The following is a 23,147-nucleotide window of genomic DNA, read 5'->3' as shown; positions in this document are numbered from 1 at the left end:
CGCTCCTATCTGGCTCCTGGAATCCGGGTCGTTCCAAGGAGTCATCATGGCAAAGATCAAGCTCACCAAGACCGCCGTAGAGTCGGCGCAACCCCAGGCGAAGGACATCGAACTACGGGATACCGTCGTGCCCGGCTTCCTTTGCAAGATTACCTCGACGGGACGCCGGGTGTTCATGCTCCAGTACCGCACGAACTCTGGCCAGCCCCGCAAGCCCTCGCTGGGACTCTACGGGGAGCTAACCGTCGAACAGGCGCGGGTCAAAGCGCAGGACTGGCTGGCCGAGGTTCGCCGGGGTGGTGATCCCGGCGGTGCCAAGGCCGAGGCGCGCAAGGCGCCCACGATGGCCGAGTTGTGCAAAAAGTTCATGGAGGACTACTCCAAGAAGCGCAACAAGGTCAGCACGCAGGACGGCTACCAGGGCGTCATCGACCGCAACATCATCCCGCTGCTGGGCCGCAAGAAGGTGCATGACGTGAAGCGGCCCGACATTGCGGGGCTCATGGAAAAGCTGGCCTACAAGCCGACCGAGGCCAACAAGACCTTCGGCGTGCTGCGCAAGATGTTCAACTTGGCCGAAGTCTGGGGCTTCCGCCCGGACGGCACGAATCCGTGCCGCCACGTCCCGATGTACCCGCCGGGCAAGGAAACCCGGCTCATCGTGGACGAGGAAATGGTGCGGATCTTCCGCCAGTTGGAGAAACTGGAGGCGGAGGGGCTGGAGAACTACGTCATCCCGTTGGCGATCCGGCTGCAATTCGAGTTTGCGGCGCGGCGCTCCGAAATCTGCCCGCTCGAATGGAGCTGGCTGGACTTCGAGAACCGGCGCGTGGTGTGGCCCGACAGCAAGGTTGGCGGCATTTCCAAGCCCATGAGCGAGGAAGCCTATCGGCTGCTTTCGACGGCGCCGCGTCTGGAAGGCTGCCCTTACGTCCTGCCGTCGCCGAACGACCCGGCCAAGCACCTGACCTTTGGCGAGCACTATGGCGGCTGGTGCCGGACGCTCAAGGCCGCCAGCGTGCCGCACGTAGGCACGCACGGCATCCGTCATCGCTCGACCACCGACATTGCCAATTCCGGTGTGCCGACCAAAGTGGGAATGAAGCTGACGGGCCACAAGACCGTGGCGATGTTCATGCACTACGTCCACACCGAGGACAAGCCGGTGCGCGAGGCGGCCGAGCTGGTGGCCAGCCGCCGCCAAGCCATCACGGGCGCGCGGCAGCTTGCGGAGGCGGTGGCATGAACGGGCGCCGGCCATCAGCAGCATCGCTCGCAGCGCCCGCGGCGCTGCTGGGCGACATTCGGGCACTGATCGAGGCGGCGCGCTTGCGCGCCGCCTCGACGGTGAATAGCGAGCTTACGATGCTCTACTGGCGCATCGGCCAACGCATCCACACGCAGGTCTTGGACAGGCGCCGGGGCGCCTACGGCAAGGAAGTTCTGCCCACCTTGGCTGCGCAGTTGGTGGAGGAGTACGGCAGCAGCTTTGCAGAGCAGAACTTGCGCCGCATGGTGCAGTTCGCCGCCACCTTCCCCGACGAGCGAATTCTCGTATCACTGATACGAGAATTGAGCTGGACGCACTTCATCGCCCTGATGCCGCTGAAAGACCCGCTCCAGCGGGACTACTACGCACAGATGGCCAGCACCCAACGCTGGAGCGTGCGGACGCTGCGCGAGCGTATCGACTCGATGCTGTACGAGCGCACGGCGCTTTCCCAAAAGCCGGAAGAAACCATAGCGCAGGAGTTGGCGACCCTGCGCGATGCGCAGCGCATGTCGCCGGCCCTGGTCATGCGCGACCCGTACATCCTCGACTTCCTGGGCCTGCGGGACACTTGGCAGGAAGGCGACTTGGAAGCGGCGATCATCCGTGAAATGGAGTCCTTCCTGCTGGAGCTGGGCGCGGGCTTCTCATTCGTCGCCCGGCAGAAGCGCATTCCGATCGACGACGAGGATTTCCACCTTGACCTTCTGTTCTACAACCGCAAGCTGCGGCGGCTGGTTGCGGTGGAGTTGAAGGTAGGTGACTTCAAGGCGGCCTACAAAGGGCAGATGGAGCTTTACCTTCGGTGGCTAGACAAGCACGAACGGGAGCCGGAGGAAGCCTCGCCGCTCGGGATCATCCTTTGCACCGGCAAGAAGCGCGAGCAGATCGAATTGCTGGAGCTGGACAAGTCCGGCATCCACGTTGCCGAGTATCTGACCGCCTTGCCGCCGAGGGGCGTGCTGGTGGAGCGGCTGCAACAGGCAACGCAACGGGCGCAGTTGCAAATCGAGCAGCGCAAGACGGACAACGAGTAGTCCTGTCCCAAGCAGTCGGGCGTCCCGGCGTGCCGCCGTCGCGCTGTCGTGCTGCGCATCGAGCTTCGCTGCGCGAGTCTCGCCCCTGTCGGGCTTCCATCACTGACGCCTCCGTCCCGGCTCGTTGATCCGGGCCTGCGCGCTCCGCTTGCCAAAAATCGACTCTGTGCAGTGGGCGGGTGTGGGCGGTCTTGCTGTTCCCTTCACCGTATCACGGCGTTCTCGCCGTCAAGGGCGGCGCGCGCCATGCGCGCTTGCGTCCTGGCGGCCGTCTGCGACCCCTGACTGCTTGCGCTGCGCCGTGCTGCCGCCGGTTCCGGGCAATTCCGCCCGAGCAACCGGAGCACGATCATGTCGCAACTGTCCTTTCCCTCGTTCGATTCCTGTCTGCTGGTGCGCGACGCGCACGGGCGCTATCTACCGGCATCGGCCGACGACATTCTGGAAGCTGCGCGCCAGGTCATTGACCGGAAAATGCGGCGCGGAGCAGAGTTCACTTCGCCGGCGGCGGTCAAGGAATACTTGCGTACAAAGTTGGCCAGCTTCGAGCATGAGGTGTTCGTAGTGCTGTTCATGGATACGCGCCATCGTCTGATCGAATACAGGGAGATGTTCCACGGCACTATTGACGGTGCGTCGGTGTATCCGCGCGAAGTGGTCAAGGAGGCGCTGCGGCTCAATGCGGCGGCGGTCGTCGTTTCGCACAACCATCCGAGCGGAAACCCCGAGCCGAGCGCGGCTGACCGGGCGCTGACCCAGCGGCTCAAGGAAGCGTTGGGTCTGGTGGACGTGCGCGTGCTCGATCACATCATCGTTGCGGGCAACGAAACGGCATCGTTCGCCGAGCATGGGCTGATCTAGCCCAAGGGGCTTCGGCCCCTTTTTGCTGCGCCTGGTGGCATAGCTATGGCCCTCGCGGCCTGATGCTCAGGCCGTCGCAACCTGAATCATCTCGTCGTAATGTTTCTTGTCCACCTCTTCCAGCCACTGGAAGATGTTCCCGATGACGCTGTGGCTTTCGCCTGCCAAGTTTTCTGCGGATTCCTCTGTTATCTCAATAACGTCGCTATGTGAATACTTATTGATAAAGCGGTAGATTTTTTCTTTAAGCTCTGGTGTCGTGATGGTGCAATCTTTTAGGCCAGCCTCCATCAATTGACTAATGTCGCTTCGACGCCTTGGATATTTGAAGGTGAAAAACGATTCAACAAGCTTTCGGGCGAGGTTGGCGGTCAAGAACGCCTCATCTCGATTGAGTGTTGTGTGCGCCCTATATTCGTAGAGCTTCTTGAAGATATAGTGGTACTCGGAACCGTAGTTCTTGAGTGAGTCGTCGGCATCCACAAGTAGGGAGTGACGAGGGGAGCCAGGTGGCGCATCCAGGCGATAAAAGAAGCAATTCTCGGCGTTGCCTTTTTTGACTCGATTCCTATTGGTGCCAGTGAACCAGTCTCTCACTAGCTTAAAGTAAGTGAAGTTGTGAGTCAGCACAAAAAGTTGCTTGGCTTCAGTGCATTGCGTTCTCAAAAACGAGTAGGCGTGAAACAAGTGATTAGAATCAAAGCTTGAGACCGGATCGTCAACGACGACGATCGTATCCTTGATGTTATTTCCATTTTCTTTGAGCTTCGTGATGAAATAGACAAATGCAATCGCAGTTTTCTCACCTTCGCTCAAATTCCCATCGTGCTCACCAACCCCGTTTCTGATGATCTCATAGCCTTTCTTCTTCTGATTGAAGTTCAGGCAAAGCTCAGAGCGGCCAATGAAGCGATGCAGGATGTCATTGAACTCCTTTGCCCCGACCGTTTCATTCGAGAGCGCCGCTTCTATGGCTCCGACCTCTAGACTAATTTTTTCAATTTCCTTATGGTCGTTCTTTGCTTCTGACTCAAGGTCATTGCACTTCTTCTCACTTCCAGCATAGTCAAACTCTTGCACCTCAGCCGCAGCAAAGTGAAGCTCCAGTGCCACCTTGCTTTTTGAGGTCTCAGATTTGAAATTTGAAGTCTTATTGTTGTGCTTTCCAACGAGAGCAACAATCGATTTCAGGATGTCATTGAAATTGGTGACATCGTCTTCAACCACATCCGAGATCTGAATGTCTGTCTTCCCAGGGTCTGTGATCTTGGCCTTCAGGGCTTCCCGCCAGGCGTCGATTTGCTGGTCGATCTTTTCAGCAGCAGTTGCGTAGTCCTTTTGAAGCTTCTCTGCCTCGGCCGATAGTTCTTTATAAAACTCGGTCGATGCGGGAAACTGATTAGCTGGAGCGCCTTGAGATTCAATCCATGTCGCCGCGTTCTGAAGTCGGCTCTGAAACTCCGTGAACTCCTTGCTGAAGTGGGCAGCAAGCGCCTCGGCACGAAGCTGGGCGAACGGAGAGCCGCAGAACTCGCAGGATTGCGAGTCGTGGTTTTTATGGATTTCCAAGCCTGCTTGAACCCATTCGCGGATTTCCGGGTTATCGGTCAGCCGCTGGATTGCTTGATTGACCGCCGTAGTCCCAATCAAATCTCTGATGCGGCCCGCCGCTTTCTTAAAGTAGTCCGGCTCAATGGCCGTTGAGGCGAAAGCAATGCTTGGAAGCTGATCTGGCTTGGCGGCATTCGTAAGGTCGATAACCCTCTCATCTGGAAGAACCGACTCCGCCTTGATAATTGTCTCGCCGTTATTCTGTATGAAGTTGAAGAGCTTGCGGCGGTCGTAATTCAAGTAATAACTGTCGCTCGTATCAATCGCCTGAAGTCCAAGCTTCATTTTCTTGGCAGCATTGGTCAGGAACTTCTCTAATGCCTCACGCTGCTTCTTGATATCGCTTTGCTTGTCGTCGTGAGCCTTCTTTTTCGACTGAAGCTCGCTCTTCAGCTTCTCCAGCTTCTGCAAGTCATCAATCTTCTCTTTCGCAATAAGAAGGATGCTCTTTACGGATTTGTCCCAATCAATGTTCTCATGCACGAAGCGTTGATTGAAAACATGAATATTCAATTGGGATGAGTGGAGTGTGGATTCCGTGATCGTTGAGCCATCCTCCAGAACTACTGAAAATTGGCCCGTGCTGAAGCGGGGAACCATCGAGCGAAGCTCAAAGCAAGAGAATAGATTCGATAACGTTGACTTGCCTGTTCCATTCCAACCATAGACCAGGTTGTACCGGCCGAACTTTTGGATCTTCGTTCCATTGAAGTCGCTGAAGATTCCGAACTGTTTGAGGCGGTTGATGCAGACAATCATCTCTATATCTCCGTGTTCTTGCTTTCCCATCATTTGCTTGCGAAACAAATGGTAAACGAAGAGTCCTCTTGCGTCTCCGCTTCGCGGATCGCGCTGCTCCAGGTTCGCTAGTCGCTCATCCCTGGCGGGACTGGCTTCGCCAGCCTTCCGCATCGCTGACGCCTACGGCCCGGCTTCCAGCTTCGGGCCTGCGCGCTTCGCTTGCGTGCGGTCAGCACAAAGGGATGGCCGTTGCCTTGTCCAGCCGTCTCCCCTGACTTCATCACCTTACCCGCGACCGTAGCCCGCGACCGTGTGCCGTCAAGGCGCGCAGGGCCGTGTCCTCGGCTGCGCCTGCGGGCCGCACCAACCCTGCGCTTGGCTCCTTGACGGCCCCCGTCCGCGCGCTCCTTTGGGCGCGGGCGATGAACTCAGGAAAGACGGTGGCAACAGGGCCAACCGGGTTCCTCGTGCCGACCGCACCAAACAGCCGAAAGGCTGGGCTCCGAATCTAGAAATCCGGTGTGCGGTGTGAACAGCAAACCTCTTTTGTCAGGAGAAAGACCATGCAACTCGCATCCCGTTTCGCTTTCCGCTCCCCCTCGCTGCGCAGCGATTACCCGCTGTCCGACGACCAGATTCACCGCGTGGCCCCGTCCATCTTCGCGGATGCCCCGCACGAGAGCCGTTCGCAGCGGTACGCCTATATCCCCACCGCCGCCGTGCTGACCGAGCTTCGCAAAGAAGGCTTCCAGCCTTTCATGGTGACGCAAACCCGCGTGCGCGACGAAGGCAAGCGCGAGCACACCAAACACATGATTCGCTTGCGCCATGCCAGCCAGATCAACGGCGCGGAGGCCAACGAAATCGTGCTGCTGAACTCGCACGACGGCACCAGCAGCTATCAGATGCTGGCCGGAATGTTCCGGTTCGTGTGCAGCAATGGCCTTGTCTGCGGCAACACCGTGGCCGATGTGCGAGTGCCCCATAAAGGCGACGTGGCCGGTCTGGTCATTGAGGGGGCTTACGAAGTCTTGAGCGGTTTCGATCGGGTGAAGGAATCGCGCGATGCCATGCGCGGCATCACCTTGGACGATGGCGAATCCGAAGTGTTCGCCCGCGCCGCGCTCGCCCTCAAGTACGACGACCCCGACAAGCCCGCGCCCATCACGGAATCGCAAATCCTGATGCCGCGCCGCTTCGACGACCGCCGCCCCGACCTGTGGAGCGTGTTCAACCGCACCCAAGAAAACCTGACCCAAGGCGGGCTGCGTGGCCGCAGCGCCAACGGGCGCCGACAGCAAACCCGCCCGGTGCAGGGCATCGACCAAAACATCCGACTAAATCGCGCCCTCTGGCTGCTGGCCGATGGCATGCGCCAGTTGAAAGCCTGAATCCCCACGCGGCAGGGGCAGGCAGCAGCCCTTGTCGCTTTCTTCGCTGCTGCATCCCTGAACCGATAGGAGTTATCACCATGAACGCCGTTACCCAAACCGAAGCCCGCGCCATCAACACCGCCGCCGCTATCCCGCTGGAAGCCGCTGATCCGACCAAGAACCTGATTCTGGTTCCGCTGTCGCGGCTGGTGTCGCGTCCCACTGGCCGCAACGTGCGCAAGACCCCGCGCATGTCCATTCCCGAACTCGCCGCCAGCATCCAGCGTGTCGGCCTGCTGCAAAACCTCATCGTGATTGCCGCCGCCGATGGCGAGCATTACGAGGTCGTGGCCGGTGACCGTCGCCTCGCAGCGTTGAAGCTGCTGGCGAAAAAGCACCGCATTAGCAAGGAATGGGAGGTGCCTTGCCTGCTGGTGGCCGATGGCACCGCCCGCACGGCCAGCCTCACCGAGAACGTGCAGCGCGAAGCCATGCACCCCGCCGACCAGTTCGAGGCGTTCGCCGCGCTCGTGGCCGAAGGCCGCAGCATCGAGGACATTGCAGCGGATTTCAGCGTCACGCCGCTGGTGGTGCAGCGCCGTCTGAAACTCGCCAACGTGTCGCCGCGCCTGCTGGCCGACTACCGGGCCGAGGCCGTGAGCCTTGACCAGTTGATGGCCCTCGCCATCACCGACGACCATGCTGCGCAGGAAGCCGCGTTCTACGATGCGCCCACATGGCAGCGCGGCCCGCACAACCTGCGCGACCGCCTGACCGAACGCGAAATCGACGCCTACCGGCATCCGCTGGTGCGCTTTGTCGGGCTGGACGGCTACGAGCAGGAAGGCGGTGGCATCCGCCGCGACCTGTTCGCGGAGGGCGACAAAGGCGTGTATCTGACCGATGCCGCACTGCTGGAACGGCTGGCGCAGGACAAGCTGGCAGGTATCGCCGCCAAGGTGCAGGCCGAGGGCTGGGCGTGGGTGGATGCCACGCCGGGCATGACCCATGCCGATCTGCAAGCCTTCCAGCGTGCGCCAAGGGAACGCCGCAGTCCGAACAAGCGCGACGCGCAGCGCATCGAGAAGCTGCAAACCAAGCTGCACGAACTGGCCGAGGCGGTGGATGCCGCGCTGGACGACGAGGACGAGGAAAAGGCCGATGCCTTGCAGGAAGAAGGCGAACGCCTGGGCGAGCAGTTGCAGGCGCTGGAAGATGGCTTGCTGGACTATGCGGCCAACGTGAAGGCCGCAGCCGGTGCCATTGTCACCATCGACCGCGACGGGCAGGCCGCGATTCATCGCGGGCTGCTGCGCGAAGCGGAGGCCAAGGCACTGCGCACGCTGGAGCGGCTGCGGCAGGGTTTCGGCAGCGAAGGCGAAGCCGCGAACGAGGACGCAGGCGAGGACGACGAGCAGCCCAAGACCGCCGCCATGTCTGACCGACTGGCGCAGCGGTTGAGCGCGCACCGTACCGCTGCGCTGCAAATCGAAGTTGCACGGCATCCGCAAGCAGCGCTGGCCGCCGTGGTGCATGGCATGGTGCAGACCGTCTTGCAGGAAAGGCACTACGGGCACGACCTGCCGCTGGGTGTGCGCCTCACGGTGCAAGACCGGCTGGAAGGCATGGCCCCGGACTGGCCGGAATCACCCGCCGCCGTGGCGCTGCGCGAACTGCAACAGGTGGCAGGCGAAACCTTGCCGGAGGACAGCGCCGAACTGTTCGCCGCGCTGCTGGCGAAATCACAGGATGAACTGGTGCGGCTGTTGGCCGTGTGCTTAGCTTCCACGGTGGACGTGGTGACGCCTCGCGCCACGCCGCACCAGCCCGGCGCGGAACTGGCGCAGGCCGTGGGGCTGGATATGGCCGCGTGGTGGCAGCCCACCAATGAGGGTTACTTCCGGCATGTGCCGAAGGCCGCGATTCTGGAAGCCGTTGGCGGGTTCGCGCCCTCGCACGTCACCCGACTGGCGAAGTTGAAGAAGGGCGACATTGCCAGCGAAGCCGAACGGCTGGCCGCTGGCACCGGCTGGATGCCCGCCATCTTCCGCTCCGAAGGCCCGCAGCAGACCGGGCAGGACGCGCCGGCGGATGGCGAAGCCGAAGCACAGGAAGAAGTGGCCGCCGTGGCGGATGACCAGCCGCAGGCCGAGGCTTTGGCCGCGTGACTTCGCACCGTAGATAGCGCCCCGGTTCCGGCCGGGGCGCTTCATGTTGAGGATGCCTGCCATGACCCACCAACCCGCAAACCGCCCCCGCATAGCTGCGACCTATGCCTCCGGCACGGTGCGCGCCCGCCGCTGGCACGGCGACGGCGACGTGCGCGGCTACCGTCCGCCGCGTGGCTGGACGGCCCGCGCCGACCTGACCGATCTGCATCCCCTCACGGGCCGCGCCTTGCCGCGCGCCGTGTGGTGGATCATCGAAACCAAGGAATAACGAGCCGCACCGGCCCCAAGCCGTGCCGCCTTGGGGCCGGTGGTCGAAAACTCCGGGCGCGGCGGTGGCCGCGCCCGGTTTCACTGCTCAAAGCCAAAACGCCCCATCGCCGCCTTCGGACAGGCGGCGATGGGGCCACGCACAAGGGCGCTCGTGCGCGAAATCCACGAAGCCAGCAAGTGTGGCGGCGCATCGCGCCGCCAACGATTCGACCGAGCCCCGCCGCAATGGGCGGGGCTGGTGTGGCTACGCCCCGGCTTGCTGCGGCAGGTTGCACGAAAGCGTGCCGTCCCCGACGCTGGCGGTTCGTTGTCTGTACGTCACGAAAGACGGTTCACCGACACGCCGCCCAGCCTCGCTTCTATGGAGCTTCCACACCACGCCTCAGTATGTGGCCGTGAGCTGCGGCAGGGGCGCTCTGGCCTTGTCGTCGGGGCATTGACCTGGCCCGCGTCAGGGCGCAAGCCGGTGCAGCCGTCACGCGGGGATGCCGAGTTGGCCACGTCTCCATTCGGGAGCGGGCGGCCTGTGCGTCCTTGTCTTGTTGTGAATCCTGGCGGTGGCGCGGCTGCGCCTTGTGCTTGATGGCCGCAACCTTGCAGCGAAAACAATTTCCCCTGCGCTGCGCGCATTCCTCGCGGGACAAATTCTTTTCGCTTCCAGGTTCTCCACGTTGTTGCGACCGCTGTGCGGTGCGACCAGCCCATCCCCCGCCGGCCGGATCACAACAAGGACGCACTGGCGCGACCTTGTTCAACCCGAAAGGAGAAACATCATGGCTAACATCGGCACCTTCACCGCAGAGAAAGACGGCTTCACCGGCACGCTTCGCACCCTGACGCTCAACGTCAAGGTCAAGCTGGTTCCCAACGACAAGGGCGACACCGAGAACGCCCCCGACTTCCACCTGCAAGCGGCTGGCCACGAAGTCGGCGCAGCGTGGAAGAAGACCAGCGAGGCCGGGCGGGAATACCTGTCCGTATCCATCGACGACCCTTCGTTCCCGGCGACGGTCTATGCCCGCCTGATCGAGAACGAGGACGGCACGCACGACCTGATCTGGTCGCGCAACAAGCCGAAGGCGGCCTGACAGCCGCTTACCGCGTCCCGCCCACTGCGGCGGGGCGCGATGCTGCTGATCGCAGCACCGCACGCGCAGGATTTCTGCTGCTGCCGCGTGCTGGATACGCCCGTCACGGCGGGCCTGCATGCGTGCCTTGTGGCTCGCAATCCGTGTCAACGAGCGGTGTGTGGCGTGTCGGCGCTGTAAGCGCCGCCGGGCTTTCGGGCTTCGCCCCGTGCCGGCAAGCCGTCACGGCCATCCGGCTTCAATCCCTCACGCCTTCGCGCCTGCGGCGCTGCGCGCTCCGCTTGCTGCAATTCAGTACCACACGCCAACGCGCTAAGGCGTGTCGGGCTCTTCCAATATCGCCCTGAGTTCCTGGCGCACCTGTGCCAGCAATTCATCAGCTTCGCGGGTGCTGTCACCGGCATAAGCCAATGTGAGCAGCGTGAGCGGATGCACTTCCATGACCTCGCACAGATCGGCCAGCTTCTGGATGGTTGGGCTTTTCAGGTCGCGCTCCAGCGTGCTCATGTAGGTGCGACTGGACACGTTGGAGAACGCTTCCTGGCTCAAACCACGCGCCTTCCTTACCGTCCGAATCGCCGCTGCCAATGAGTTCTTCGCTGCCACCTATGGTTTCCCCAAAAAACCAAGATGACAGCCCATTGCGCCCTATAGGACTACAATCTATAGTGTTCATTTGGTGGTGATGTTTTCCTTTTCCGTGCTTTTACGGAGATCCGCATCTGCGGATTTCCTCAGACCCAGGGAACCGCATCCGTGTCTTTCCTGACTTCCACCAATACGCCTTCGTGCCTCTCCGCTTTTGCGGCTTCGTGCGCTTGCGCATACGTGCATCCGTCCGCAGGCACAGATGCGCCTCGGCGATTGCGTGTGTTCGTGGAAGGGGCGCGGCCTTGACCACGCTTGTCACCGAGGAAGACCGGGTGCACCTACTGGCCCACGGCCTCACCCGCGCCGCAGGCCAGGAATGTGACCCGCTGCCCGTGGTGCGCCTGTTCACACCGGACGCACATGCGACCTGGCTATTGGCCGCGCTCGATCCGACCGATGGCGATACGGCCTACGGCCTGATCGACCTCGGGATCGGGATGCCTGCCCTGGCGACGGTGAAGCTGTCCGATCTGGCGTCCATCGTCGGGCCGCTCAAGCAGCCCGTGATACGAGATCGGTATTTCCAGCCGACGCGGCCGCTGTCGGAATACGTTCGACTGGCTCAGGAAAACGGTTCGATCACCGATTGACGCATTCCAGCGCGACCAGGCAAAAAGTATCGCATTGTGACTATTTCGGTCTTAGCCAAGACCTGGCAAGTCTTGATCCGCATGCTTGCACCAGGGTGGTGCGCTCCTGACCAAAACAGTCATGATGCCAGGCGCGAGATTCGGCACGGTGTTCAATGCTGCACCCCATTTCCGGGCGGTGCAGTCGTCGCATTTAGACGATTTCGGCAATGCACTGGAGCGAATCTGTCTTGACACCAGCAGTTAAAGCGTAACCCGAGTTTGATGACCACTTGATGGCGATTCGATAGCTCCCGCACAGCGGAATTGTGGCGACGTTCCCAGAAACAGGGAGGTTTCGCCATGACTGACCGCAGCAGCCAACACTGGTATCCCACGGCCGCGTATCTCTACACGCTGCACCTCGATGGCCCAGCGCTGGCTTGGGAGTATTTGCGCAGGAATCCAAGCTACCGGCGCGACTGGCTACGCCGGCGTCGCAAGCCTGATGCGGCGCAGGCCTGGGGCCTGCGCCTGCTGGAAGATCCCGGCCTGGATGCGCGCGACGCACATCCTGCTTGGTTCCCCGATCACGATGCCGTGGTGCAGCTATACCCCGACGCCGACCCACCACCCGATGCGCATACCTTCGAGTTCTGGCGCATTCCTGGGCGCAAGCAACTGACCCACGACGGCAAGCGCCTGGTGCTCGTATCGCATTGGCCAGGCTGCTGCGTTCGGCTGGCACTCGCACCCGACCTGGAAGATGGTTCGGCCTATCTCTACGCCACACGCGCCTGCGCCACGCCCTGTGCGCGCTACCGCACGCTCGCTGCGAAGCTGGATGCGCTATCTGCCGCAACCGTGGCCACGCCTGTGGCAACAGCCCGCTCCCGCCCCACGCCCGCCGCGCTGCTGGAACTGCATACCTTGCAAGCGCTCGACGCGACCCTCGCGGGAGCCTCCTTGCGCGAGGTGGGCGAAGGTCTGTTCGGCGCGGATGCCGTCGCGGCCGACTGGCACAAAGACAGTGCATTGCGTGCCCGCGTACGGCGGCTGGTACGCCGCGGCGATGAGCTGATGCACGGCGGCTACCGCCGACTAGCGCAGCTTCCAATGTTCCCGTCGCATTAGGGGGGACGTTTCTCGACCCGTGCGAATCGTCCCTTAGCAAGAAGCCTTGCTTTCTTGAGAGTGCCTCTATCCGGCCGCGTGGTGTGGCCGGGCTTGATGGAGGTACATCCCATGCGACCTGCTCCCTCGCGGCCTGCCGCCGCTGCCGTCACTGCGACCTCGCAGCCTCAACGCTACCTGACAAACGACGAAGCCGCCGACTACCTGCGGCTGTCGCCGCGCACGCTGGAGAAGCAGCGGGTGATCGGCGGCGGCCCCAAGTTCCGCAAGTTCGGCCGCCGCGTCATGTACGCGGTGTCCGACCTCGATGCCTGGGCCGACCAGCGCAGCTACGAGGCCACGTCCGATCCCGAATACGCCGAGCGCCACGCGGGCGACTACCGTGATGGCCGCTGATCGTCGGCGCGTGGGTGGCCTTCGCCATGTCCAGCCCGCCAGGGCAAGCCTTGCCGCAGCGCGAACAGCTCGATCTGTTCCGCGCGCTGCCGGGCGACATGGCGCCACGCGATTCCCAGGACTTGATGGCCTTTCCGTTCTTCTCGCTTGCCAAGTCGCGGCGCACGGCGCCGATCGACTTCCGCAGCGGGAACGTCACCATTCGCGTGGAAGGCACGCAGGAGCACGGCATCGCAACGATATGGGATGCCGACGTGCTGATATGGGCCGCCTCGCAGATCGTGGAGGCGCGCGACGCGGGCCTGCGCCCGTCGCGCTGGATACGCGCCACGCCTTACGAGATTTTGCGCTTCATCGGGCGCGGCACGTCCCTCAACGACTACCAGCGCCTGAAGGCCGCCCTCGACCGGCTGCAATCGACCACGGTGGCCACGTCCATCCGCGAAACCACGGGAAGGCGCTTGCATCGCTTCTCGTGGATCAACGAGTGGAAGGAACTCGCCGACGCCAGCGGCACCCCGCTGGGCATCGAGCTGATCTTGCCGGACTGGTTCTATGCCGGCGTGCTCGACGCCGCCCTGGTGCTGACCATCGACCCGGCCTATTTCCGCTTGAAGGGCGGTATCGAACGCTGGCTGTACCGCCTGGTGCGCAAGCATGGCGGGCGGCAGGAGCACGGCTGGCAATTCGACTTCCGACACCTGTACCGCAAATCCGGCAGCGCGGCCCGCTTCTCGGACTTCGCCTACGACGTGCGCGCCCTGGTGGCGCGGCAGTCGTTGCCCGGCTACGTCCTCGGCATCGAGCGGATGCCGGACGACAACACCGAGCTGCTGACCTTCCGGCCCGTGCCGCACGCGGCACGGGGATAACTGCGGGAGAACCTGTGGACGGCCTCGTGCTATCAGGAGTACCGGGTATCGTGCTATCAGGAGTACGACCCTCGTGCTATCAGGAGTACGAAAACGCCGGAAAGCCAACAACGGCGCGGGTTTGCGTTCCCTCTAACTTACCTAACAAGAAATACATAACTTTTAGTAGAAGCGCGCCGTTTCGGTGGACAACCACGAAACGGCACGGCCAGGCCGGCTTTCCAGCTCGGAGGGCCGCGCCATGATCTTCGCGTTTCTCAACCAGAAAGGCGGCGTCGGCAAGACCACGCTCGCCACGCACATCGCCGGCGAACTGGCGATGCGCGGCCTGCATGTCATCCTGCTGGATGCCGACCCGCAGGGGTCATCGCTCGACTGGACGCAGCGGCGTAGCCAGCAGGGCCTGCCCCGTCTGTTCAGCGCCGTGGGCCTTGCCCGCGAAACGCTGCATCAGGAAGCGCCAGAACTCGCCAGGCGGGCCGATCACATCATCATCGACGGCCCGCCGCGCATCGCCGCCCTCGCGCGTTCCGCGCTGCTGGCGGCCGAGCGCGTGCTGATCCCCGTGCAGCCCAGCCCCTACGACGTATGGGCTTCTGCCGAGATGGTCGCACTGATCCGCGAAGCACAGGTGTTCCGGCCAGCGCTGCGCGCGGCCTTCGTCATCAACCGGCGCGTCAGCACCACCATCATCGGCAGGGAGGCACGGCAATCGCTGGCCGAACAGCCGCTGCCCGCGCTGCGCTCGGAGATCCACCAGCGCATCGTCTTTGCCGACAGCGTAGCCGCTGGCCGGCTCGCCCGCGAAACCGCGCCCGACAGCGCCGCTGCCCGCGAGATCGCCGCGCTCACCGACGAACTGCTGCGGTGGCCGACATGACTGGGAAGCCACCACCACGCAGCAAGCGCGTCGGCATCGGTGCGCGTCCCCCAGCGAATCCGCACGCCGAAGCGTGGATTCGCCAGGGCGACGCAGATGCCGTGCAGAAAGGCGACCTCTACACCGCTCGACTGACGCTCGACATCACGCCCGCCATGCGGGCGCGCATCAAGGTGTCGGCCTTCACGCGAGGCGTGACCGTAGCCGAACTGCTGCGCGACCTGCTGGAGCGGGAGTTTCCCCCGGAGGGCACGCCGTGAACGCATCCGCTTCGACCGCCCACACCCCCAAAGCAAGTGCGCCCACGGCTGCGCCGCCGCCGGCGCCTTCGACACTCGCCGGCCAGGCCGGCAACGTGCCGCTGACGCGCGTGGCGCTGGCCTACATCGAACCGCGCTTCAAGCTCTACCTGCGCTTCGGCGAACCGGCGCGCACGCTCCAGCTCGACCGCTGGCGGCGCTGCGCCGTGTTCCTGCCGAACGCGGTTCTGTGCCGCATCCGTTGGCAGGCCAACGACTACGGCACGATCCGCTGGCAGCTCATGGTGATGCAGACCGCCACGCCGCTGGACGCCGTGCAGCGCATCCCCGGCGTGCAGCCGGGCGCGCGTCTGCTGCTGCACGCCGAAGGCGATGCCAACGTGCGCGCCGTGCTGGAACGCATCGACGGCATCGAGGCGCTGGGCATCGCAGCCGCAGACACATCGCCCGCGTACTGGCGCACGCTCGCGAACCGGCTCGCAGCGCGCTCGGCGCTACCCACATACACCGCAGAACGGCACGCCGCCTGGCTGGCCGGGAGGGCATTGCCATGACCACGATTTCCACGACCGGCCCCGTGCCGCATCCTCGCTCGCGCCTGCGCGCTCGCCTCGTGCTGGCAGGCTTCGCCACCGTCGGCCTCGCTGCGCTGGCCTGGGCGGCGTTCGTGCAGCCCCTGCCGCGAATGGCCTACAACCCGTCCGACAGCGTGGCGGTCGGTTGGTATCGCATCGAACCGTTCGACCCGCGCACCGCCTCGCGGCCACGTCCGCTGTCCGTGGACAGCATCGTGCTGATGCCGCTGCCCGACAGGGCCGCCATGCTGGCTGCGCAGCGCGGCTACCTGCCGACCCGCGTTCCGCTGCTCAAACGTGTGGGCGCAGTCGCGCCACAACACGTTTGCATCGTCGCCGGCCAGGTTCGCATCGACGGCGTGCCGGTGGCCGCCGCCCTGCCTGCCGACCGGCTGGGCCGGCCGCTGCCATCCTTGCAGCTTTGCCGCCGTCTCCAACCGGGCGAACTGTTCCTGTTGAGCGCGACCAACCCGGCGTCGTTCGACAGCCGCTATTTCGGGCCGGTCAGCGCGTTCGCCGTGATCGGCGTTGCGCATCCGATCTGGCTGGAGACACGTCCATGATGGCCGCCGATTCGCTGCACTTTGCCGCGCCTCTCATCGTGCCATCGGGCATGTCGTTCTACTGTTCGTCGCCGTGTCGTCGCGCGTGCAGTGCGGGTGCATTCGCACCGCACTTCGCGCTGCCTTCGGCGCAGCCGCCCAACGTGCAGGCGTCTTGCCTCGAACGCGCCTGGCCTGCGGCCATTGGCGTGTTCGCCGGCGGGCTGGCTGCTCGTGCAGCAGCGCCGCCGGGCCGCCGATGCCCGGAGCGGGAGCGAGGGGCAAAGGCGGAAGGCAAGACAAAAGGGTTCGGCACTCTGCCGCCCGCAAAGCCAGTCTGCACGTGGGGGTGGCGCGGCACGGCGCGGCTTCGCCGCCGTGCCGCGTGGGGCGCGAGGCACGCGCCGATGCAGGCATGTCCGCGTGCTTCGCACGCTCGGACACGCCGGAGCTTGCAGGGAGCACAGCCATGACCGACCGCGGCGACCATGATTTCTGGGTGCGCCCTGGCGCGCCGAAGAACCGAGGCAAAGGCCAGGGCCAGAGCTTCGTTTCCAAGGTGCTCAAGCAGGCTGGCAAGGCCAGCGGCGGCAAGTCGGCGGTGCGCCGTCCTACCGCTGGCGGGAGCGGCCAGCACGCCGGCCAGCGGCCCGGCTCACGGCTTGGACGCGGCCATACGGCGGCGCGCTTCGCAGGCGCAAAGCTGACCCCTATGTCACGGCGCGTGACCATCAAGACGCTGCTGGTCAACCAGCGCAACGCCAGTCCGCAGTCGCTCGCCAAGCACCTGCGCTACATCGAGCGCGACGGTGCCGGCCGGAACGGCGAGCCGGGCCGTGCCTACGGGCCGCAGACCGACGAAGCCGACCTCGATGCCTTCAAGGAACGCTGCCAGGACGACCGACATCATTTCCGCTTCATCGTCTCACCTGAAGACAGTGCGGAGCTGGACGACCTGCGCACCTACACCCGGCACCTGATGAACCGGATGGAGGCCGACCTGGGGACGCGGCTGGATTGGGTGGCGGTCGATCACTGGAACACCGACAACCCGCACACGCACCTGATCGTGCGCGGACGCGACGATACCGGCAAAGACCTCATCATCGCGGGCGACTACATCGCCCACGGCTTCCGCCATCGCGCCGCCGAGCTGGCGACGGAATGGCTGGGGCCGCGCACCGAACTGGAGATCCAGCAGACCTTGCAGCGCGAGGTGGAGCAAGAGCGGTGGACGAGCCTCGACCGCACGTTGCAGCGCGAGGCCGGCGAGGATGGCCGGGTGCAGATCGAACGCTTCAACGAACCCCGGCTGCAACGCCAGCGCCTGCTGCTGATCGGCCGCCTGCAACACTTGCAGCGCCTGGGCCTGGCCGACGAGGTGCAGCCCGGCACCTGGGCCGTCCATGCGGACGCGGAGAAGACCTTGCGTGCCCTGGGCGAGCGTGGCGACATCATCCGAACGATGCAGCGGGCCATGAGCGGCAAGCCTCGCGAGCTGGCGGTGTTCGAGCCGGGCGACGACGGCCGCACTATCGTCGGTCGCGTGGCTGCTAAGGGTCTGGCCGACGAGCTGCACGACCGCGGCTATCTGGTCATCGACGGGTTGGACGGCAAAGCCCACTACGTCGCGTTGGACGCCCGCGACGAGCTGGCGAACTATCCCATCGGCGCGGTGGTGGAGGTACGCGGTTCCGCCGAGGTGCGGGCGGCCGACAAGAACATCGCCACGCTGGCGAGCAATGGCCTGTACCGCACCGATCACCACCTGGCGATCGAGCAAGGCCGAGCCAAGCCCGGCCGCGACCCGCAAGAGGCTGTGGCGGCCCATATCCGCCGGCTGGAAGCCCTACGGCGGGCCGGCATCGTGGAGCGCGTGGCCGAGGGGTTATGGAAGGTGCCGGACGACTTGGCCGAGCGTGGCCGCCAGTACGACGCGCAGCGGCTGGGCGGCGTGGCGGTCGAACTGAAATCGCATCTGCCGATTGAACGGCAGGCCCGCGTCATCGGCGCGACCTGGCTGGATCAGCAGTTGATCGGCGGCGGCAAGGGACTGGGCGACCTGGGCTTTGGCGGCGATGCTAGGCAAGCCTTGCAGCAGCGCGCCGACTTCCTCGAAGAACAGGGGCTGGCCCAGCGGCGCGGGCAGCGGCTGATTCTCTCCCGGAATCTGCTGGAAACGCTGCGCAATCGGGAGCTGGCGCAGGCCGCCCAGCACATTGCCGCCGATAGCGGATTGGAGCATCGGCACGTCACAGACGGGCAGCGCGTAGCCGGCATCTACCGGCGCTCGGTCATGCTCGCCAGCGGTCGCTATGCGCTGCTCGATGACGGCATGGGATTCAGTCTGGTGCCTTGGCGGCCGATAATCGAGCCACGACTGGGGCAGCAGATCGCCGCGACTGTACGCGGCGGCGGTGTGTCATGGGAGGTTGGACGGCAAAGAGGTCCTGGGATTGGATCGGGGCCGTAGGCTGTCGTACCGAGTTAAGGTGTCGAGCAGCGTTTTGGCCCTAGCTTCTGTGCTCCGTTAAGACGACTAGTCTGTGCTTATCGACGACGCTGTGGGTGCATGGTTGCTTGCCAATTCCGGTGCAACTCGCAAACGCGCTGCCCCGACCTGAACTGCCCATTCAACGATCTGCCCGGCCAATATATCCGTGGCGACACCGAACGCGCTCACCACATCGGCCTCTCGCTTGCTGCCTGTGGCTTGGATTGCTTCGAAGCGTCTACTGGCAATAGCAGTCCGTTTGGCCGGATCGACCAGTTGCACATCGAGCCGAACCGCGGCGATCGCTTCAGTGCCGCGGTATTCGAGCTGGAACGCCCGCAGCGTACTGCGCAACTCCATATCGGCGCTCATTGGGGTGCTATCGGTAATCACGGAAGTCGACCGCCCATCGCGCATGAAGGCTTCGACGATTCGGTCACGCAGCAGCACCGGTGCGGGGTCGGCCCAACGCACTCCTTGCCAAGCCGACAAGCGACCATCGGGCTGCGCAATGAACAGCCGCTCCGAATCCAGGACGCGACTACTCTCAGGGGCGTAGACGCGCAGCGCCCCGGGTCCCGGAACGGCGCGCGGCGTACTCTCCGCCTGGGCGATGTGATAGTCGGGCAATTTGTAGGTGACCATTGGAGCTGCTTTGGGAAGCACACTGCACGCGGACAAGCCGAGTACTAGCGTCATAGTCACGGCAGCGACGGGAATCATCCTGGCGGAAGTGTTCACGGCTTGGTTTCCTCAATGTTCTCTCCACCGAGCAGGTATTGCGCCGGATTGCGATCCAGTCGGCGCAGCACGGTGTTTAGATTGGCCAGCGCCTGCTGGAGTTCGTGCATGGCAGGACCTGTGGCGGCCAAGCCCTGGTTCAGCGATTCCTGATTGTTTTGCAGTAGCGTCTCAACCCTGAAAGCGGCGCGTTCGAGGGATGCCGTTGCATCACGCGTGTTCACCATGATTTGCTTACCATCGTTATTTAGTAGCAGGTTGGCATCGCGAAGAGTGCTATTTGCTTGGCGCACGGCAGCTGTCGATTCTCTGCTTGCTTCGGTCAGATTGCTGATTAACGTCGCGATCTCGGCCCTCTGGTCAGCGACCGCGCCCGTGGTCTGTTCAAGATTCACCAGACTGCGGTGCACAAGAGCCAAATTCTCCTTCGACAGTAACTCCTGCGTGCGCAGCAAGATGCCGTTGAGTGTCGTCATGCTGTTCCCCTCACCGGAGACCAGGGATGCCATCGCCGAACGTGGTGCGAGGATCAACGGTTCCTCGTCCTCTCTCCGATCCAGCAATGGCACGTTTGGCCCACCGTCGCTCAACTCGATCACCGCGTTGCCGGTAATTCCCGTGATGACCAATTCAGCGCGGGTATCCTGCCGGACCGGGATGGTGGCATTGATGCGTACGCGCGCTATCGCCCGCCTTGGGTCTCGCGGTGAAAGAGAAAGTGCAACGACTTCGCCAATCGTGATTCCGCTGTACTGAACCTGGCTGCCGGGCGTAAGCCCGGTCACTGGCTCATCGAACATAATCCGGTAATACTGGTAATCGTGGTCGGAACGTGTGTCGCTGAGCCAAAGCGCGAAGCCAATACCAATCGCACCGAGCAGCACGACGAACAGACCAATGAATACATGATGGGCACGTGGTTCCATGATCAGACCACCTCGTTCTCAGAGTTTAAATATTGCGTGCGCCCAGCCCAATGCGTGCGCGACGGAAGAATGATGCAGATGCGGAGGGGTTTCATGGCTGCGTCTCTTGGCTGGAAGCACCAGTGGCCTGTGCGGCCGCACGGCCACGGGGGCCGTGAAAGTATTCCTGTATCCACGGGTGCTTGAAGCGCTCGACTGCCTCGATGCCGTCGTTGATGAGTACCTTCTGGTTCGCCAGGACCGCGACACGGTCGCATATGGTGTACAGCGTATCGAGGTCGTGGGTTACCAGAAACACCGTGAGGCCCAGTGCATTGCGCAGGGTCAGAATCAATTGGTCGAAAGATGCAGCCCCGATTGGATCCAGTCCTGCGGTGGGTTCGTCAAGAAACAGGATGTTCGCATCAAGCGCCAAGGCTCTCGCCAGTGCTGCTCGTTTCACCATGCCTCCGGACAACGAGGCCGGATACTTGTCTCCCGCTCCGGCAGGCAACCCCACCAAGCCCAGCTTGCTTCTTGCCAAACGCTCGGCAAGAGGCCGCGCCAGACCGACATGCTCGATCAAAGGAAGAGCGACGTTCTCCAAGACGGTCAGCGATGAATACAACGCGCCCTTCTGGAACAGAATGCCGAACCTTCGCTCCATACGCGCGCGCGCAAGCCATTGGGCTCGCAGTAGGTCGCGCCCCCCGATACGGACCACGCCCGAATGCGGCTTCTGCAGCCCGACGACGCTACGCAAGAGCACGGATTTCCCGGTGCCTGACCCTCCCACCACGCCAAGGATTTCCCCGCGCCGCACGTCCAGGTCTAGGTCCTGATGGACCTGCTGGGTTCCAAACCTGTTGTCCAGGCCGCGCACTTCAATAGCGTGTCGCACACCGTTGTCGGTGTCTTGCTTCACCGCGCTCACCAGCCCATCTCCATGAAGAACAGTGCAGCGATGGCGTCTATCAGGATCACCATGAAGATTGATTGCACGACACTAGACGTCGTGTGGTCGCCTACCGACTCAGCGCTACCGGCGACCTTGAACCCTTCATGGCAGCCGATAGCGGCGATCATCACCGCGAAGAGCGGGGACTTGCTCATTCCGACAAGAAAATGGCGCACCTCGATTTTTTCCTGCACGATGGCAAGGAACTGTGCGGGAGGAATTTCCAAGCTCAGTGCGCATACGGTGGCGCCGCCCGCAATGCCAGCCAAGATGCCTACTAAGGTGAGCAGTGGCAAGGACACAAGAAGCGCCAGCACGCGTGGCAGCACCAGTAACTCGATGGGGTCGAGCGCGTTGGAGCGAAGCGCATCGATCTCTTCATTTGCCTTCATCGAACCGATTTGGGCGGTGTACGCGCTTGCGGTACGGCCTGCAATCAATATGGCCGGGAGCAGCACTCCGAACTCGCGCATGAACGAGAAGGCGACCAGATGCACCGAGAAGATGCTCGCACCGAAGTTGGCCAGCACCGTTGCTCCCAGGAACGCCACCACCATTCCTACCATGAAGCTCAGTAGCGCCACGATGGGAATGGCGTCCACCGCTGATCGCTGGATTTGAGCGATCACCGAGGTCGCGCGCCAGCGACGCGGGTGACGAACGGTACGGCTCCATGTTTCGATGATCTGGCCCACGAACCCGGCCAGACCAAGACACGCACGACAGCCCTGTTCCAAGGTCAGGCCTATGCGTCCCAGACCGCGGAGCAGAGGATTCCCGCTCACCGCTGCTTTCTCCGTCTTCTGCTGATCGGTAGCAGCGGCGGCCAGCGCTCTCATTAGGGCGAGGCGATCCGAGGACAGATTTGGAGCTGCCTCCGGCCGGTCGAGTATCGAGTCTGGCCCGAGAATTTCCACCAGCAGAGCCGCGCCGGCGGTGTCCAGTCTCTGGACTTGCGTCCAGTCGAGTAAGGGAGTGGCGTACCCCTCGGCATGACTGATGCGGGCGGCGGACACGGATTTTGCCAGACTGGCGTAGTGCTCTATCGTCCAGTCGCCACCCGCCAGCCATTTGTGATCACCGCCGACCATGGCATCCTGCCGGAGCCAAGCCTGTGAAGCGTTGCTCATGGCTGCGTGTCCCGCCAAGCGCTGTCGATGCGCTCGATGCAGTTCGTGATCGCCGCTTTGGCATGACCCAGCAATGTGTACGAACCGGCGAACTCTTTAATGACGTTGCCGCGCTCGAAGCAACTGGCGGCAGCAACCCGGCGTCCCGTCCTTAAATCGACTGCTTCGAACTCTAGGCTGGCACCACCCGTCGTCACGGGTCCAACCAGCAGGGTCGTCATTGCATTGACTGCCCGATTCGGTGTCTGCAGTTCGGTGACCGCTACACGCACCCGAACCTGTCCCGCGCCACCTGGGGGGGCGGGACTTTTGCCTTCCTGGCGTTTCAGTTCGCTCGTCACATGGTCTAGCACTTCGCGCTGCTGCGCGTCATCGAGCCCATCGATGCGACCCGAGGCGGTCTTGATCTGCGCTTCTTCCACCACGACAGCGGCATAACGCTTGGGCTCGAATCCCGCTGCGCGGTACATCAGTACGTTCTCGTATCGTGTCGGCGATAACTTCTCGTAGTCGCCGAGAAATCCGGAGCGCGTCATGCTGTTGGTCGCGCATCCAGAGAGCGCGCCTGCTACGCAAAAAAAGATGCCGCCGCGGATCAATGCAGTTTTGCTCTTCATA

23 protein-coding genes are annotated in these 23,147 nt (G+C 63.2%); 16 read left to right on the top strand and 7 right to left on the bottom strand.

Going from position 1 to position 23,147, the window contains the following annotated elements:
* The first annotated feature begins 46 nt into the window (after nucleotides 1-46).
* The 3 genes from ABTW55_RS06385 (at nucleotide 47) to radC (ending at nucleotide 3,168) form a co-directional block, all read left to right on the top strand.
* Nucleotides 47-1,246, top strand: coding sequence for a site-specific integrase (locus tag ABTW55_RS06385; RefSeq protein WP_001062689.1), 1,200 nt, complete (start codon nucleotides 47-49; stop codon nucleotides 1,244-1,246).
* Entirely contained in the window at nucleotides 1,243-2,307 is a 1,065-nt protein-coding gene (locus ABTW55_RS06380) for a YhcG family protein (RefSeq protein ID WP_003092331.1), read from the top strand. Before ABTW55_RS06385 ends, ABTW55_RS06380 begins: the two co-directional genes overlap by 4 nt.
* A 351-nt stretch (nucleotides 2,308-2,658) precedes the next feature.
* The gene (radC, locus tag ABTW55_RS06375; protein ID WP_003092330.1) at nucleotides 2,659-3,168 is read left to right on the top strand and encodes a DNA repair protein RadC; all 510 of its coding nucleotides are present in this window, start codon (nucleotides 2,659-2,661) and stop codon (nucleotides 3,166-3,168) included.
* Between the two features lie 66 nt (nucleotides 3,169-3,234).
* On the opposite strand, the gene ABTW55_RS06370 is transcribed toward radC, so the two are convergent.
* On the bottom strand, nucleotides 3,235-5,691 hold the full coding sequence (locus ABTW55_RS06370; protein WP_001223964.1) for an AAA family ATPase: 2,457 nt from the start codon (nucleotides 5,689-5,691) through the stop codon (nucleotides 3,235-3,237).
* A 392-nt stretch (nucleotides 5,692-6,083) separates the two neighbouring features.
* Here ABTW55_RS06370 and ABTW55_RS06365 point away from each other — a divergent pair, with 392 nt between their 5' ends.
* From ABTW55_RS06365 to ABTW55_RS06350, 4 genes are all read left to right on the top strand, one after another.
* The gene (locus ABTW55_RS06365) at nucleotides 6,084-6,911 is read left to right on the top strand and encodes a DUF932 domain-containing protein (protein WP_003092327.1); all 828 of its coding nucleotides are present in this window, start codon (nucleotides 6,084-6,086) and stop codon (nucleotides 6,909-6,911) included.
* 80 nt (nucleotides 6,912-6,991) lie between these two features.
* On the top strand, nucleotides 6,992-9,061 hold the full coding sequence (locus ABTW55_RS06360; protein WP_000994919.1) for a ParB/RepB/Spo0J family partition protein: 2,070 nt from the start codon (nucleotides 6,992-6,994) through the stop codon (nucleotides 9,059-9,061).
* 61 nt (nucleotides 9,062-9,122) lie between these two features.
* A complete protein-coding gene (locus ABTW55_RS06355) occupies nucleotides 9,123-9,332 on the top strand; it encodes a hypothetical protein (RefSeq protein WP_022580212.1) in 210 nt (69 codons plus the stop codon).
* 775 nt (nucleotides 9,333-10,107) lie between these two features.
* Nucleotides 10,108-10,422, top strand: a complete 315-nt coding sequence (locus tag ABTW55_RS06350) for a DUF736 domain-containing protein (RefSeq protein WP_001273857.1) — start codon at nucleotides 10,108-10,110, stop codon at nucleotides 10,420-10,422.
* Nucleotides 10,423-10,734: 312 nt separating this feature from the next.
* Here the strand turns inward: ABTW55_RS06350 and ABTW55_RS06345 are convergent, their stop codons facing one another.
* The gene (locus tag ABTW55_RS06345) at nucleotides 10,735-11,028 is read right to left on the bottom strand and encodes a helix-turn-helix domain-containing protein (protein ID WP_006379425.1); all 294 of its coding nucleotides are present in this window, start codon (nucleotides 11,026-11,028) and stop codon (nucleotides 10,735-10,737) included.
* A gap of 287 nt (nucleotides 11,029-11,315) precedes the next feature.
* On the opposite strand from ABTW55_RS06345, the gene ABTW55_RS06340 reads away from it, so the two are divergent.
* The 9 genes from ABTW55_RS06340 to ABTW55_RS06300 all read left to right on the top strand — a co-directional run bounded on the left by ABTW55_RS06340 (nucleotide 11,316) and on the right by ABTW55_RS06300 (nucleotide 18,774).
* On the top strand, nucleotides 11,316-11,663 hold the full coding sequence (locus tag ABTW55_RS06340; protein ID WP_016487838.1) for a DUF2958 domain-containing protein: 348 nt from the start codon (nucleotides 11,316-11,318) through the stop codon (nucleotides 11,661-11,663).
* 342 nt (nucleotides 11,664-12,005) lie between these two features.
* Nucleotides 12,006-12,776 carry a DUF2285 domain-containing protein gene (locus tag ABTW55_RS06335; protein WP_003092318.1) on the top strand — a complete coding sequence of 257 codons (771 nt, stop codon included), beginning with the start codon at nucleotides 12,006-12,008 and terminating at the stop codon, nucleotides 12,774-12,776.
* A gap of 111 nt (nucleotides 12,777-12,887) precedes the next feature.
* Nucleotides 12,888-13,172, top strand: coding sequence for an AlpA family transcriptional regulator (locus ABTW55_RS06330; protein WP_001247107.1), 285 nt, complete (start codon nucleotides 12,888-12,890; stop codon nucleotides 13,170-13,172).
* A gap of 26 nt (nucleotides 13,173-13,198) precedes the next feature.
* Nucleotides 13,199-14,044, top strand: a complete 846-nt coding sequence (locus ABTW55_RS06325; RefSeq protein WP_022652188.1) for a replication initiator protein A — start codon at nucleotides 13,199-13,201, stop codon at nucleotides 14,042-14,044.
* A 241-nt stretch (nucleotides 14,045-14,285) separates the two neighbouring features.
* On the top strand, nucleotides 14,286-14,924 hold the full coding sequence (gene parA, locus ABTW55_RS06320; protein ID WP_003092312.1) for a ParA family partition ATPase: 639 nt from the start codon (nucleotides 14,286-14,288) through the stop codon (nucleotides 14,922-14,924).
* Complete coding sequence (locus ABTW55_RS06315) at nucleotides 14,921-15,184, top strand: hypothetical protein (protein ID WP_000147048.1); 264 nt, start codon at nucleotides 14,921-14,923, stop codon at nucleotides 15,182-15,184. The genes parA and ABTW55_RS06315 overlap by 4 nt, the downstream gene beginning before the upstream one ends.
* The gene (locus ABTW55_RS06310) at nucleotides 15,181-15,738 is read left to right on the top strand and encodes a DUF2840 domain-containing protein (protein ID WP_023093372.1); all 558 of its coding nucleotides are present in this window, start codon (nucleotides 15,181-15,183) and stop codon (nucleotides 15,736-15,738) included. The genes ABTW55_RS06315 and ABTW55_RS06310 overlap by 4 nt, the downstream gene beginning before the upstream one ends.
* The gene (locus tag ABTW55_RS06305; RefSeq protein WP_003092304.1) at nucleotides 15,735-16,322 is read left to right on the top strand and encodes a S26 family signal peptidase; all 588 of its coding nucleotides are present in this window, start codon (nucleotides 15,735-15,737) and stop codon (nucleotides 16,320-16,322) included. The genes ABTW55_RS06310 and ABTW55_RS06305 overlap by 4 nt, the downstream gene beginning before the upstream one ends.
* Nucleotides 16,323-16,770: 448 nt before the next feature.
* Nucleotides 16,771-18,774, top strand: coding sequence for a relaxase/mobilization nuclease and DUF3363 domain-containing protein (locus tag ABTW55_RS06300; RefSeq protein WP_000132148.1), 2,004 nt, complete (start codon nucleotides 16,771-16,773; stop codon nucleotides 18,772-18,774).
* A gap of 66 nt (nucleotides 18,775-18,840) precedes the next feature.
* On the opposite strand, the gene ABTW55_RS06295 is transcribed toward ABTW55_RS06300, so the two are convergent.
* The 5 genes from ABTW55_RS06295 to ABTW55_RS06275 form a co-directional block, all read right to left on the bottom strand.
* Nucleotides 18,841-19,440, bottom strand: a complete 600-nt coding sequence (locus ABTW55_RS06295) for an ABC-type transport auxiliary lipoprotein family protein (protein WP_003124411.1) — start codon at nucleotides 19,438-19,440, stop codon at nucleotides 18,841-18,843.
* A gap of 92 nt (nucleotides 19,441-19,532) precedes the next feature.
* Nucleotides 19,533-20,462, bottom strand: coding sequence for an MlaD family protein (locus ABTW55_RS06290; protein ID WP_000433686.1), 930 nt, complete (start codon nucleotides 20,460-20,462; stop codon nucleotides 19,533-19,535).
* Between the two features lie 91 nt (nucleotides 20,463-20,553).
* Nucleotides 20,554-21,375, bottom strand: a complete 822-nt coding sequence (locus ABTW55_RS06285; RefSeq protein ID WP_023093371.1) for an ABC transporter ATP-binding protein — start codon at nucleotides 21,373-21,375, stop codon at nucleotides 20,554-20,556.
* Nucleotides 21,372-22,529, bottom strand: a complete 1,158-nt coding sequence (locus tag ABTW55_RS06280) for an ABC transporter permease (protein ID WP_000063629.1) — start codon at nucleotides 22,527-22,529, stop codon at nucleotides 21,372-21,374. The genes ABTW55_RS06285 and ABTW55_RS06280 overlap by 4 nt, the downstream gene beginning before the upstream one ends.
* A complete protein-coding gene (locus tag ABTW55_RS06275; RefSeq protein WP_000837791.1) occupies nucleotides 22,526-23,146 on the bottom strand; it encodes a DUF3313 family protein in 621 nt (206 codons plus the stop codon). The genes ABTW55_RS06280 and ABTW55_RS06275 overlap by 4 nt, the downstream gene beginning before the upstream one ends.
* Between the last annotated feature and the right edge of the window lies 1 nt (nucleotide 23,147).

This window comes from Serratia sp. SM04, from assembly GCF_040280225.1.
Taxonomy (GTDB): domain Bacteria; phylum Pseudomonadota; class Gammaproteobacteria; order Enterobacterales; family Enterobacteriaceae; genus Serratia; species Serratia sarumanii.
This window is presented reverse-complemented; position numbering and strand designations above follow the sequence as displayed.